Raw genomic sequence first — 13768 nt, 5'->3', positions numbered from 1 at the left:
AAACCGCTTCTCAGCGGCCTCTCTGGTTGCGGTTCATATATTCGTTAATCTTAAGATCCAGCTCCATGCTGATCTCGACGACGCGGGGGGATGTCAAGCTGTCTCCGCCTTGTACGAGCGCCTCCAGCTCTTGACGCAAACGGTAAATTTCATCTTCTAAGGATACAGATGTCGAGGTTGCTTTTTGTTTCCCAAAAATCCACTTGGCCTTATGGTCGTTTTCATGAATCCATCCGACTTGAAGGTGTTGCCGAAGCCGATATTCCGGAAAAGCCATTATTCATCCCTCCCTGTTCCCGATCTTTAGACCCACAGATGGCAAGCTTCATAAATGATTAAACCTATGAAACTTCCATGTATCTAACATACCAGTTTTAGGGTAACTTGAAAATGGCTTTTTTTGTCGAAATTACAACTTTTTCATGAATTTCCCTATCCGGTCGAACGCTTCGGTCAATTGGCTGACCGAGTAGGCATACGAACACCGCAAAAAGCCTTCTCCGCCCAGTCCGAACACATTGCCCGGGACCGCGGCAACCTTTCCTTCGAACAGCAGCCGGGTCGCGAACTCATCCGAGCTAAGACCTGTTGCCTGGATAGACGGGAACGCGTAGAACGCTCCCTGAGGCTCATGGCAGGGGAGGCCGACCTCCCTGAAGCCCTGTACAACCAGCCGTCTGCGCTGATTGTAGGATTCCACCATCCGGTCCTTCTCTTCCATCCCGTTGCGCAGTGCCTCGAGCGCGGCCACCTGGCCCATCGACGGAGCGCACATGATCGTATATTGGTGAATTTTGAGCATACCTGCGATCAGTTCGCGATGGGCGCATACATAACCCATCCGCCATCCCGTCATCGCGAAGGATTTGGAGAACCCGCTCACCAGAACGGTCCGGTCCCGCATGCCGGGGATCGAAGCAAAGCTGACATGCTTCTGACCATAAGTGAGCTCGGCATAAATCTCATCGGAGATGACGATCAGATCATGCTCCTCGACGATTTTGGCGATAGGCAGCCAATCGTCGTAGGTCATGATGCCCCCCGTCGGATTGCTTGGATAGCAGAGAATCAGGACCTTCGAGCGAGGAGTGATCGCAGCGCGCAGCGACTCCGGCGTCAGCTTAAAGTTATCCTTGGCGAAGGTTTCGATCCCGACGGGCGTCCCTCCGCTCAGCTTGGCTATCGGTCCGTACGTAATATAGGTCGGCTCGGGCACCAGAATTTCATCGCCGGGCGAGACCAGAGCGCGCAGGGCCAGATCGATCGCCTCGCTGCCTCCGACCGTAACCAGCACTTCGTCCTTCGGCTCGTAGGCCACCTGGAAGGAGTCGTTCAAATACTCGGCTATCGCTTCGCGCAGCTCCGGCAGCCCGGAGTTGGGCGTGTACTTTGTGTTGCCCCGCTCCAGCGCATACACGCAGGCATCCCTCACATGCCAGGGCGTACTGAAATCAGGCTCGCCTACGCCAAGCGAGATGATATCCTTGCTGCCTACGGCAAGGTCGAAAAACTTGCGAATGCCTGACGGCGGGATATCTCTTACGACCGTGGTCAAATAGCTGCCCATGGACCTAGGCGTTTGCCCCGTGCTTTGCTTCTGCTCTATCATCGTTCTCAGCGTCCTTTACGGTGAGATTAGGAGGCGGTGATCATCCTCATGATCCTCGAATATAATCCCGTCCTGCTTATATTTTTTAAGAATAAAATGCGTTTTGGTCGACAGCACCCGATCGATCGGCGACAGCTTGTTGGATACGAACGAAGCGACTTCCTTCAACGTCTTGCCTTCGATTTCGACGAGCAGATCATAGGCTCCCGACATCAGGTAGACGGATTTGACTTCCGGATATAAGTAGATCCTCTCCGCGATCGCGTCGAAGCCGCGTCCGCGTTCGGGCGTAATTTGCACTTCAATCAAGGCGGTTACCTTCTCGCTGTCCACTTTGGCCCAATTCACGACCGTCGCGTACTTCACGATGACATTCGCTTCCTCGAGCTCCTTGATCGCCTCCGCCACTTCCGCTTCGGACGCACCAAGCAAGGTTGCGATCAGCGCAGGGCTCCGGCGCGCGTCTTCTTTCAGCAGCTCAACGATCTTCATTTTGAATTGTTCCATGAATTCATCCTCCTGACCAAGGTCATGCATCCAAGCATAAAGCTTTCAAGCTTTTGCTTATCTCTCCATATTACACCTTGGGCTGGCTCTTTGGCAAAGAAAAAAAAGCCTCCATTCAAGGAGGCGGTACGGGACAAGTTGGATGGGGATCAGCAAGCCGGAACAGCTGTCTTGGGCAGAGCCGCGAGCAGCAGCTTGCTCATGTAAGTTTCAATCTGGCGGCCCCGGTAAGCAGGCAGGATCGCAAACTCGATAGCGGAGCCGGAGGAAATGCCCTCTTCGGCCAGCTTGCCGAGTCCGACTAGCCGGTCTTGATCATAAGCGGCGATAAGGCGCTTTCCGCCGGAGCGAAGCGTTTCATATTCAAAGGCCTCCAGAGACGAAGCCTGGCCTGTCATAGCGTCGATGAGCTCTCGAACTTGCGCCTCGCACGGCAATTCGTTATGCAAAGCAATTTTCATGATCTCATGTCCCTCCCAGCATAATTCTTGCCTAACGGATGAAATGACTTGTATTTATTATTATACATTATAATGAATAAATATTCAAATCATTTTCACGTGTGCCTGTCCCCTTCTGCGCCTTATCATTCGCAAGCAAGCAAAACCCGATTTCCATCGTCCTGGAAACCGGGTTAAGCTTAGAAAATATTCATGCTCAAATAACGTTCCCCCGTATCCGGCGCTATACACAGCACCCGCTTGCCGGGGCCGAGCTTGCGGGCGATCTGCAGACCCGTCCATACCGACGCGCCGGCCGAAGGACCTACCAGGATGCCCTCCTGTTTGGCCAGCTCCCGCATCGTCTGCAGGGCGTCATCATCGCTAACCTGGACGATCTCATCGTAGACAGACGTATTCAGAATCGCCGGCACAAACCCCGGGCTGGTGCCTACCAGCTTATGCGGCCCCGGCTCGCCGCCGGATAACACCGGTGAGCCCTGCGGCTCCACCACATAGACCTTGAGCTCCGGCAGCGCCTTGCGCAGCTCCTCTCCCGTCCCTGTAATCGTGCCTCCCGTGCCGGAGGTCGCTACGAACGCATCGAGCCGCCGGTCCATCTGCTCCAGGATTTCTGGCGCAGTTGTGGTCCGGTGTATATCGGGATTGGCCTTATTTTCAAATTGCTGGGGGATAAAGCTGCCCGGAATGACCGCCTGCAGCTCCTCCGCCTTCCGGATCGCCCCGGGCATACGTTCGGCGGCCGGCGTGAGCACAACCTCAGCCCCGTAAGCCTTCAGCAGATTGATGCGTTCCTTGCTCATATTATCCGGCATAATCAGAATCGCCTTATAGCCTTTGGCGGCTGCGTTCATCGCGAGCCCGATCCCCGTATTGCCGCTTGTCGGCTCGATGATCGTTGCACCGGGCTTCAATCTGCCGTCCAGCTCGGCCTGTGCGATCAGATTGTAGGCAGCCCGGTCTTTCACGCTGCCGCTCGGATTGAAATACTCCAGTTTGACGTACAGTTCCGCGTCCTGCTCTCCCGTCAATCTGCGAATCCGGACGGCAGGCGTACCGCCGATCAGCTCCGCCACACTGTTTACCATTCTTGCTTGTCTGTTCATACCTGCTAAGCAGCTCCTTCCGCTATCCCGGCCATTGCCGCAAACCTTGTAATCCCTGCAATACCCATGGCCTTAATTGTTATAGACTGGAGCCGTATTGTCAAGAGACTGGCCAACAGAAGCTAGGAGCCGCCCATCTCAAGCCGCTTCCGCCTTGCGCATAAAATAATAGGCGGCCAGCGGCGTAGAGCCCAGCGCAAACAGCAGGATATTCAAAACGGCAGGCGACGCCGTCCTCGATACAACGACAATAAAGATGCCTGTGCCCAGCAGTCTGCCCGCATTGAGCGCCAGCTCGCGCAGGACGATATATTCCTCTCGCCGTCTGGCGCTTTCTTCATCACGGCCGATCAGATCGAAGACGATCGTCGTCATCGGTATGCCATACAACGGATAAAACAATGCGGCCCCGATCCCGAAGATAAGCAGTGTAGTGAAGCTGACCTGCCAGAAGAAGGGCAGGATGATCGCGACCAGCATGACAACGCCGATCAGCATCGCTTTGCGGCGGTATTGCGGCTTCAATAACCGTCCCGCCAGCATAAAGCATACGAGAGCCACCGCGGACGATATCAGCGCAAAATTGCCCAGCTTCATCTCATTGCCCGTATGAACGTACACCAGCAATCCGATCATGAAGCCGAAGACGCCCTCTCGCATGCCTTGAGCCATCAGCGCCAAGCCGACCTTGCGCCAAGCCGTGTCTTTTTGCCGCAGGCACGTCCAGGTCAGCGTCCATTCGTACGTGCCGGACGTCTTTCTTTTCTTCAGGAAGAAGCTGACGGCAGCCCCGATCAGAAATACGACCAAGGAGATTGTAAAAATTAACCGGTAGCCGGTCTCCGCTTGCATCCGAACAATCAGAAACCCCGAGATCCAGGGGGCGGCCATCCCCGCTCCGGAGCCCAGCAGCCCGGCCCAGCCGTTAAAGCGGTCGCGATTATCGGGACTCGTCACCTCAAAATAAACGACATTAAAGGCCAGCCAGAAGAAACCGGCGGCCATTCCCTGCACAACCCCGAGCAGAACGAAAAAATCCGCCGCCCTCTCGCCAAACCAAAGCACGAGTATGTAGAACAACGCGGAAACCGCCACACCCGCGCGCAGGCAATTCATTTTGTTATGCTCTTTCACCCATTTGCCGGCCAGCCAAAAAGTCAGCGCCATCGCTGCGTAATGAATAAGCGTAAACCACCCGATAAGCGTAAAATCATGCCGCGCCTTCCACAGGTAGACATTTACGAAGGTGCCAGACAAGGCGTTGCCTGCCGCGAACAGTCCATTGACCGCGAGCAGCAGCCGGGATTGACCGTCCAGGGGCTTCCCTTTGGGCTTCGCTCTCCCGGAGCCCTTGCCCTTCCCTGTGTGACCGTGCCGGTCTTCGAAGACGGTCCATTTCGGCAGCATGGACGCCGCCTCATCGCCGGCGCGTACGCCTTGTTGCGGAAAGTGTCTAGATCCGGTATGCATGCGCTCCATCCTATCCCTTGGAATGTAGGTATTAACGTTCCCCAAACCTACGGAAAGCATGATGAGCGGCAGAAATAACCTCTTGTCCAGACCCTTGAATATCTCCGCGTGCGGCTCCAACCTTTAGTTTTCGTGGGGAGGTTTGGATATAGGGTTCCAATCGCTCTAGGAGTGTGCTCTGTGATACCTTACTGTCTAAAAAAACAAAAAAGAAGCCCGGCCGCACGATGGCTCAAGGGCTTCCAAGTTTAACGGGTAAGCGCAGACTATAAGCTTAACCGTTCCAGAGACAGCGGGTCGGCTGCTAAGAGCTCCCTGCCTGCTTCAGCAGCCGCGTCATGGCCAGGCGGTCTTTCTCGGCCAAAATATGTTCGACCTTAAAACAGGACGGACAAACATAAACTTGCGTGGCATAACCGGCAGACAGCAGCGGCGCTCCGATGACTTCAGACACCGCAGGCTCGAAAGCTTCAGTCGAGGCATGGGCACCCGCATGCACCATAAAGCTGTGGCAGGCTGAACATTCGGGAGCTTCCTCTTGACGATCCAGCACCCGCTGCACGCCTTCTTCATATTCGTCAAGCGCTTCCAGTTCTTCACCGTCGAGCTCATCGTAGTCGGCAAATGCCTCGTCGTCATCCTCATCGTCCTCGTCGAACTCAATTGATTGTCCGGTCTGCTTCACCGTCAATTGGATGCTGCGATACCCGCCCAGCTCGTTGAAGCAATGGGGACAAGCGGATTCCGGACCGATCTCCGGATCCCATACAATTTCAGTCTGACACCATGGGCAAACCTGATCCTCCGGATGGGACAACGCGATTCCTCCTCAAACCCTTATGCGTGATTAATAAAATAGTAAACGCCCGCGCCCAAAAAAACAAGCGCAAGCGCAAGCAAAATCCCCCACAAATACTTCACCGGTTCGGCACCTCACCTTGAAATAGCGGTTTACGTTCGGTATGTACAAATGGAGCGTTACGTGACACTCGCCCCGATCACATACGACAGCGAAATGGACAAAATCATGGAGATTAATCCGACAGCCCGGTTATCCTGTTGAATCTGCTCATCAATCTTGAAATACGGAGTCAGGAACTCGAATATAAAATAAGCGACCAGCAGCAGAACAAATCCGTAAGCGGCCCAGGTCAGCGAAACGAGCAGCGAATCGTTATTCAAAATAGCGAAACGGAAAATATTGCATATCCCGAAAATTTTACCGCCTGTCGCCATCGCAACAGCGACATTGCCCTTCTTGATCTCATCCCAATCCTTGTACTTCGTCACCAGCTCAAATATGGCCAGAAACACGACAAGCGCCAGCACCGCAACCGAGAAAAACGCCAACGTTTCCACGAACGGATTGCTCATAAACAGGTCCACCTCTTCATTTGGCATAATCTATCTTCACCTCGCCCTTCCGGTAGGCTTCGGAAACAATCGAAGAGACTGAAGGCTTGTGGACCTTCAGTCTCCGTGTATCCTGTATCTCCTGCAAGTACCAGGCTTAAGGTTGCTTCTTGGCAGCCAATCTTGCCCGCAGAGCGGCCAATTCGTCGTCGACGCCGTCATTTTTGCCGAGCGCGTTCAGCTCGTCATCCAGGCTTTTGTCCTTCGAGCGCAGCTCGTTGCTGGCTTCCGCTTCAGCCTCCAGCTGCAGCACCTTTTCGCTCATCCGGTCGAAACCCTTGGCCGCGTTGTCCGTTCCGAAGCCCGACATCGCCTGATTGATCTGCTTCTGCGCCTTCGCCGCTTCGGCCCGGGCGATCAGCAGGTCCTTCTTGTTCTTCATCTTGCCAAACTCATCCTTCATCTCGGAGAGCTGGCTGCGCAGACGATCCGCATTGGTCTTCGCGGTATCGTATTGCACCTTCATCTCATCGTGGCGGGTCTGATGCTCCTTCTTATCCTGGAGCGCGCGTCTGGCCAAATCTTCGTTGCCGGCCTCAAGCGCTTTAAGCGCCTGCTCCTCGCGCTTCTGCACCATTTCTTGCGCTTCTTCAACTTGCTGCTTGAATTTTTTCTCAATCGCAATTTGCTTGGCAACCGCAATCTCGGCTTCCTGGATATCCGCTTCCATATCGCGGAGGAATTGATTCAGCATTTTCACCGGATCTTCCGCTTTATCCAGCAAGTCATTGATCGAAGCCATCGTCAAGTCGCGAAACCGTTTAAAAATCCCCATTTTCCAGTCCTCCTAGGTTAAAAAATCTCTTATACACTGCCTGCAGATTCATTAGCATCGTTTGTTCATACCTATTCATACGGAGCCGGGACACGAACGTTTCAAACCTTTCAAACTTTATTATTTCAGCTCCGCCACGGTAACTCCTGCGCCGCCTTCGTTATAATTACCCAAACGCTGGCTTTTGACATGCTTGTGCTTGCGCAAATATTCCTGAACCCCGGTGCGGAGTACGCCCGTACCCTTGCCATGAATAATATAGACCTGGGCAAAATTGGCCAAATACGACTCATCCAGAAAACGGTCGATCTCCACAATCGCCTCTTCCACATTGGCTCCGCGCAGATCCAGCTCCATCTTGGCGTTCTCGTCCCGCGTCCGCTTCAAGCTGGAGGTTGCCTTCGGAGGCTGCGGGGCTTTCGCCATGGAAGCCGCCGGCTTGTGCAATTGGACGTCAGCCTTGTTCACTTTCATTTTCAGAATGCCCAGCTGTACCGTCACTTCATGATCACCTGCCAGCTCGACGACATGTCCGCGTTGGCCCACGGTAGTCACCAGCACTTCATCGCCCGGCTCCAGACGGTCAGGCTTGCGCTTGGCGGAGGAGGGCTGCTTTACCTTCAGGTCAGGCACGGCATCGTTCAGCTTGCGCTTAAGCTCGCTGAGCTTGTGGTCTTTGACGCCGGCGCCTTCCTCCCGCTTCAGACGCCGCAGCTCGGTAATCACTTCCTCCGCTTCCCGGCGAGCTTTGGCGACCGCCTCCCGAGCTTCGCGCTCCGCCTTCTCCATCAGTTTGCCCTTCTGCTCGTCAAAGCGCTCGCGTTCGCGGCGCAATTCTTCACGCAGACGCTCCACTTCCCCGCGCAGCTGCGCGGCCGTCGTCCGCTCCGCTTCGGCCTGGATCGTATTCTCCTCCAGCGTCGCTATCATCGACTCGACGCGCTGCTCTTCCTCGCCGACCTGGCCGCGGGCGTGATCGATGATCGGCTTGGGCAGTCCAAGCCGCGAAGCAATCGCGAAGGCATTGCTTCGGCCCGGTACGCCGACAAGCAGACGATAGGTGGGCCGCAGCGTCTGGACATCGAACTCCATGCTGGCATTGATGACTCCCGGCCGGTCGTAAGCATAAGCCTTCAGCTCCGAGTAATGGGTAGTCGCCAGAATGCGGCAGCCCATCCGGTGGATATAATCCAGAATCGAGATCGCCAGCGCGGAGCCTTCCGCCGGGTCGGTGCCAGCGCCCAGCTCGTCAAGCAGGACCAGACTTTTGGGCGTCATTTCTTTCAGGATTCGAATAATATTCGTCATATGGCTGGAAAATGTGCTGAGATTTTGCTCGATGCTCTGCTCATCCCCAATGTCCGCATAAATTGCGTCGAACACGCACAGCTGGCTGCCTTCCTCCGCCGGGACGAACAGTCCCGACATCGCCATCAGCGACAGCAGCCCGACCGTCTTCAGGGATACCGTCTTTCCCCCCGTATTGGGACCCGTGACGATGATGGCGGAGAACTTGTTGCCCAGCTCCACGTCCAGCGGCACGACCTGATCCGCGGCGATGAGCGGATGCCTCCCGCGCTTCAGCTTGATGAACCCGCGATCGTTCAGGATCGGCAGCGTCGCTTTCATTTCCCTGGCGAGGCCGGCCTTGGCGAAGATGAAGTCGAGCTCCGCCAACGCTTCCACATTGGCCAGCAGCGTATCGGCTCCATCGGCGACAAGCGAAGTGAGCATCCGTAATATTTTCTCGACTTCGACCTCTTCCCTAAGCTTCAGTTCGCGGACCCGGTTGTTCATCTGGACGACCGCTTCCGGCTCGATGAACAGCGTGGCGCCTGAAGCCGACTGGTCATGAATCATTCCGCCAAAATGGCCGCGGTACTCCTGCTTGACCGGGATGACATAACGGTCATTGCGCAGCGTCACCAGGTTGTCTTGCAGCATCTTCTGGATAGACGGCGTCCGCACCATCTGCTCAAGCCGCTCGCGGGCCTTGGACTCGCTGCCGCGCAGCTCCTGACGGATGCGGGCAAGCTCCGGACTTGCCGAATCCACTACATTCGCATGATCGTCTATGCACTGACGGATTTTGTCCTCCATCGCTTTGTGATCGGTCAGACGGTCCGTCAGCTCCAGCAGCAGCGGAATCGGATAATCGCCGTTAGCATCTTCCAGAAACTTGCCGAGCCTCCGTCCTCCTTGACTGGTCATGGCCGTGTCCAGCAGCTCGGTTGTGTTAAGAACGCCTCCTATCCGGGCGCGATGCAGGGCATTGCGGATGTTGCGAATGCCTCCGAACGGAGCCCCTCCCTTCAGCCGGTCCACATTCACAGCTTCTTCGGTTGCCTGAAGACGCGTCTTCACCTGTTGAAAATCGCCGCTTGGCGTCAGCTCCGTGACCAGCTCTTGTCCGAGCGAAGTTGAAGCGTGATGGGCGCATTTGTCCAGCACGGCCCGGTAATCAAGCGTATTCAGTATTTTCTGATTATAAGTAGTTATAGTTTTCATCGGTTTCTATAAGGAACCTGCCTTTCATAGCCTTAACCGGTTACATCTGCTATTATATCCAACTTGCGTTCCCAAAGCGAATGATTTTGCCTGCACCTCCCACTCATATCCACTGACGCTGCGGGTAAGTCTAATGAGTGTACAGGCAAGAACATACCATAATCCAAGAAAGCAAAGGAGGAATTGTCTGATGCACATATTAGGTCACATTGTCAGATTCATCGTCTCCGCTTTAATGCTGCTGGTGGTCAGTTGGATCGTTCCGGGATTCACCGTAGGCGGATTTTGGAGCGCGTTTTTCCTGGCCCTCGTCATCGCCGTAGCGGCATGGGTCATCGAAGGAGTGTTTGGCAAACGAATTACTCCCTTCGGACGGGGGATTGTAGGCTTTCTGGTCAGCGCGCTCGTGATCTGGGCAGCCCAATTCATCGTCAGCAACGTATCGACCAGCATCATTGGAGCGATTCTCGCGGCGCTCGTGATCGGGATTATCGATCTCTTCATTCCGGTCAAAACTCCGTTCGAAAATGGAGTCAGCGGCCGGGAAGGCTCCAGGTAGTACAGCCAGAGCGATCAGCCGTGCTCGCCGGGTTCAGCCGGCGAGTACGGCTGATTTTGTCAGCTAAGCCGCCAGCTTTACCTTATATTAACCTGCCGTGCGGGAGTTAGTGATAAATTAGTTATAAGCATATTGCCGCCTCCCTTACTGGCTGCGAATAACGCGCGCACCACGGCCGATCGGGATTTCCGCGCGCAGATTCAACTGCTTATCGGCTTTTCAGATTTATTCACCGGACTTATAAATTTCACGGGTTTTTCATAGGGTTGTCACCCATTCGACACAGCCAACCGGCGCAAAATCGGTTATGCTTGGAGGTAGCGGGGCCGTTCAAGGTCCTGCCATCCACAGAATCATAAGATGTCGGAGGGGATTTAATTATGAAAAAATGGATCGTATCCATATCGGCAATCGCTCTGATCGCAGTCATGACCGCTTGCGGCGCCAAGCCGGAGGCTGCTCCTGCTCCCAGCGGCCAATCCGCCCCTGCTTCAGGCGGCGCGGGTCAGCAGGTCAAACTGGTGGCAACAAACTATCAATTCGATCAGAAGGAATACAAAGTCAAAAAAGGCGAGGATGTCACGTTTACGCTGGAGAACAAGGCCGGCCTTCACGGCGTTGCCATCAACGGACTGAATGTGGAGCTGAAGGGAGATAAGCTCTCTGCGACGGTTAAGCCCGACAAAGCGGGAACTTACGATATCATTTGCAGCATTCCTTGCGGCTCCGGCCATATCAGCATGAAATCCAAGCTGATCGTTGAGTAGTCGGATAAGGTGACCGGGTTAAGAAAGGCGTCCTTTGCGGACGCCTTTTTGCTTTCCTTTTTTATTTTCCGCCACAGTGGAGACTAATGGGCATGCGATTTCTTCTCGCCAAACAAAAACGTCACATAACGGCCTGAAGCCGGATGTGACGTCGCTGATTTATTTGCTGATTTTCTATGCGCTCGAATTCGAATTTCTGCCTTCAATGAGTGCCTTTATTGGCGCTCCGGAGCTTTCTGCACCTGGGCTTGCCATAACTCCTTCAGCTTGGCTGTCACCAGCGGCGTCTGCTCTACCACATAGGGCGCCGCCCTCGATGTTGCGAGCAGCTTCTGGGCTGTGTCGCTCGGCAGAACAGTCATGAGATGAACCGCTATGACTGCAATGAGCGCCCCCTCCAGCAAGCCGAGAACGCCTCCGCTCCATTTATTGAAAGTTTTGATCCCCGGAGCGGCAGCCAGCCACTGAAGCAGTCTTCCCGCTATCCCGAAGACCAGCTTCGTTCCGAACAGCAGAAGTCCGAACGCCAGCACATTGTACACATAAGTATCCACCCGAAGCTCCTGAGCCAGCAGCTCGTACCTGGCATAAGTCTCATGTCCGGCCAAATTCATCCACTTCTGAATCCAGGGGGCCGTCTGCCTGTAACCAAAAAATGCCACCAGGTATGCCGCGAAGAGACCGGCCATTGAAACGAGCTGCCCAATAAACCCCCGGGCATACCCCAAGGCCAGTCCCATCGCGAGAACGACCAGCAGGCCGTAATCCAGTCCATTCATACCTAATCCTTCTCGACCAGCTCGATCCATTCGTTATACTCGACCTGCAGCTTCTCATACTCCGTTTGCAGCAGCCCCAGTTCGCGGAACACTCTCTCGGCTTTCTCCTGCTGCTCGTCGTATTCGGCCTGCAGCGCCTTATGCAGCTGGTTTTGATGCTTCAGCTCCTGCTGGAGCTCGTGGTACAGCTCGTTTTGAAGAGCCAGCTCCTCACGGTTTGCCTCCAGCTCCTTCTGCATGCGTTCCGACTCTACAGCCACCGCCTCCAGCTCACTTAACCTTGCGGCCTGCGAAGCGAGCCGCGCTGTCAGCACGTTATGCTCCTCCAAAGAGTGCTTCTGCTTATGTTCCCAGGCCGCACATTGCTCCTGAAGCGCCCGGCCGAGCTCCTGGGCTTGACGGATATCTGCTTGCAGGGCGGCCAGTTGGCTCTCCTTCTCCTCAAGCGCACGTTCAAGCTCTTCCTGCCGGCTCCGCTGCCGCTCGCTTTCCTGCCTGCTGTTTAGCTCCTGCTGAGCAAGGCGCGCGGCCAGCTCATCATGCTGCTTCTGCAGCTCGTCGTACAGCTCCTGCTGAAAGAGCAGCTCCTCCTGCCGTGCCAGCAGCGCGATTCGCAATTCATCGGCTTGAGCCGCCTGGCTTTCGCTTCGCTGCTGCCACTGGCTGCTGCTCTCTTGCAGCTGCATATTATAGGCCTGCTGCTGCGCCAGCTGGCGCTCCAGCTGCTGAGCTCGCTGCTCCCGCTCGCTCAGCTCGGCTTGAAGCTCGGCGCCGCGTGCGCCAAGCGCATCCGCTTCCTTGCGGGCGCGCTCCGTCAACTGCTCCAGCTCGGCCTGCCGCTTGGCCTCTGCCTCCTCCAGCTCTCTTTGGCGGCGTGCTTCCAGTTGCTCCAGCTCGGCCTGCCGCTGTTCTTCCGCCTGCCGCAGCTCCTGGCTGTGACGCTCCCGTAGCTCCGCTTCCGTTTGCTTCCGCGCTTCAAGTTCAGCCTGTCCGGCTTCGAAACGCTGCTGCAGCTCCGCTTCGAGCGCCGCGCTGGCTTGCCGCTGCCCGGCAAGCTCGCTCTCCAGCTCGCGGTACAGCTCAAGCTGCAGCTCAAGCTCCTCCAACTGCTCGCTTTGCTTCATGCGCCCCGACTCCAGCTCATGGCGCAGCGCTTCAGCCTGCTGCTGCAGCTCGCGTCCCAGCTCGAGCTGCTCCCCGAGCTGAATCTGCAGCCGGCGCTGCTTCTCAATCTGCTCGTCCAGCTCCGCCTGCCGCCGCAGCTCGGCTTCCTCTATCTGCCTCGCATGAAGAGCCTCGCGTTCCTTCTCACGAGCCGCAGCCGCGGCAGCGCTCTCCTGCGCCTCTTTTACCAAGCGATCGATCTGTTGTTCCAGCTCTGCCCTGCGCCGTGCTTCAGCCTCCAGAGCCAGACGTGAACGCTCGGCTTCCTCTCCCAGCTCAGCCTGGAGATTGGCTTCCCGAACCTTGTTCTGCTCGGCCAGCTCATTATAAAGCGCAACCTGAAACTCAACCTCCTGCTGCTGCGCAATCAGCTCCTCCTGCAGCTGATCATGCTGCTCGCTAAGCTCCGCAATTTGCCGCTCCCGTTCCGCCAGCTTGCCGGCATATTCTTCGCGTTCGGACGCCAGCCGGTTCTCCAGCTCCGCACGCTCTCGGCCGCGCTCCTCCAGCTCAGACGCCAGACGGGCCTCGAACTCCGCTCGCTGGCGTTCTTGCTCCGCTCGTTCGGCGGCGAGCTTGTCTTCGAACTCAACGCGCTGACGCTCCTGAGTCTCAAGCTCGGCCGTCAGCATGTCCTCGAGCTCCGCACG

At 55.8% G+C, this 13768-nt stretch carries 13 protein-coding genes and 1 pseudogene; 2 read left to right on the top strand and 12 right to left on the bottom strand.

The annotated features are described in order from the left end of the window. Window positions 1–10: 10 nt before the first annotated feature. From BLR08_RS00345 to BLR08_RS00300, 10 genes are all read right to left on the bottom strand, one after another. Window positions 11–277, bottom strand: a complete 267-nt coding sequence (locus tag BLR08_RS00345) for an aspartyl-phosphate phosphatase Spo0E family protein (protein ID WP_072329882.1) — start codon at window positions 275–277, stop codon at window positions 11–13. 132 nt (window positions 278–409) lie between these two features. Further along, window positions 410–1609 carry an aminotransferase class I/II-fold pyridoxal phosphate-dependent enzyme gene (locus tag BLR08_RS00340; RefSeq protein WP_072329880.1) on the bottom strand — a complete coding sequence of 400 codons (1200 nt, stop codon included), beginning with the start codon at window positions 1607–1609 and terminating at the stop codon, window positions 410–412. A 15-nt stretch (window positions 1610–1624) separates the two neighbouring features. After that, entirely contained in the window at window positions 1625–2116 is a 492-nt protein-coding gene (locus tag BLR08_RS00335; protein ID WP_072329878.1) for an Lrp/AsnC family transcriptional regulator, read from the bottom strand. A 149-nt stretch (window positions 2117–2265) separates the two neighbouring features. Beyond that, entirely contained in the window at window positions 2266–2577 is a 312-nt protein-coding gene (locus BLR08_RS00330; RefSeq protein ID WP_072329876.1) for a GNAT family protein, read from the bottom strand. Window positions 2578–2756: 179 nt separating this feature from the next. Further along, window positions 2757–3683 carry a cysteine synthase A gene (cysK, locus tag BLR08_RS00325; RefSeq protein WP_072329874.1) on the bottom strand — a complete coding sequence of 309 codons (927 nt, stop codon included), beginning with the start codon at window positions 3681–3683 and terminating at the stop codon, window positions 2757–2759. A gap of 138 nt (window positions 3684–3821) precedes the next feature. Then, window positions 3822–5153 (bottom strand): MFS transporter, encoded by a 1332-nt coding sequence (locus tag BLR08_RS00320; RefSeq protein ID WP_083537029.1) that lies wholly within the window; start codon window positions 5151–5153, stop codon window positions 3822–3824. A 304-nt stretch (window positions 5154–5457) separates the two neighbouring features. Then, the gene (locus BLR08_RS00315) at window positions 5458–5970 is read right to left on the bottom strand and encodes a hypothetical protein (RefSeq protein ID WP_072329872.1); all 513 of its coding nucleotides are present in this window, start codon (window positions 5968–5970) and stop codon (window positions 5458–5460) included. A 161-nt stretch (window positions 5971–6131) separates the two neighbouring features. Then, window positions 6132–6554, bottom strand: coding sequence for a DUF350 domain-containing protein (locus BLR08_RS00310; protein ID WP_072329870.1), 423 nt, complete (start codon window positions 6552–6554; stop codon window positions 6132–6134). A gap of 109 nt (window positions 6555–6663) precedes the next feature. Next, a complete protein-coding gene (locus BLR08_RS00305) occupies window positions 6664–7341 on the bottom strand; it encodes a PspA/IM30 family protein (RefSeq protein ID WP_072329868.1) in 678 nt (225 codons plus the stop codon). 120 nt (window positions 7342–7461) lie between these two features. Beyond that, window positions 7462–9849: an endonuclease MutS2 gene (locus BLR08_RS00300; RefSeq protein WP_072329866.1), complete on the bottom strand. Its 2388-nt coding sequence runs from the start codon at window positions 9847–9849 to the stop codon at window positions 7462–7464. 190 nt (window positions 9850–10039) lie between these two features. Here BLR08_RS00300 and BLR08_RS00295 point away from each other — a divergent pair, with 190 nt between their 5' ends. Both BLR08_RS00295 and BLR08_RS00290 read left to right on the top strand, forming a co-directional pair. Beyond that, window positions 10040–10408: a phage holin family protein gene (locus tag BLR08_RS00295; RefSeq protein WP_072329864.1), complete on the top strand. Its 369-nt coding sequence runs from the start codon at window positions 10040–10042 to the stop codon at window positions 10406–10408. Window positions 10409–10788: 380 nt separating this feature from the next. Then, window positions 10789–11175, top strand: coding sequence for a cupredoxin domain-containing protein (locus BLR08_RS00290; RefSeq protein WP_072329862.1), 387 nt, complete (start codon window positions 10789–10791; stop codon window positions 11173–11175). Between the two features lie 215 nt (window positions 11176–11390). On the opposite strand, the gene BLR08_RS00285 is transcribed toward BLR08_RS00290, so the two are convergent. After that, window positions 11391–11954: a CvpA family protein gene (locus tag BLR08_RS00285; protein ID WP_072329860.1), complete on the bottom strand. Its 564-nt coding sequence runs from the start codon at window positions 11952–11954 to the stop codon at window positions 11391–11393. A gap of 2 nt (window positions 11955–11956) precedes the next feature. Further along, window positions 11957–13768, bottom strand: a pseudogene (locus BLR08_RS00280) (hypothetical protein); the annotation flags it as partial.

Source organism: Paenibacillus sp. cl123, from assembly GCF_900101595.1.
In the GTDB taxonomy this organism is placed as follows: Bacteria; Bacillota; Bacilli; order Paenibacillales; family NBRC-103111; genus Paenibacillus_G.
This window is presented reverse-complemented; position numbering and strand designations above follow the sequence as displayed.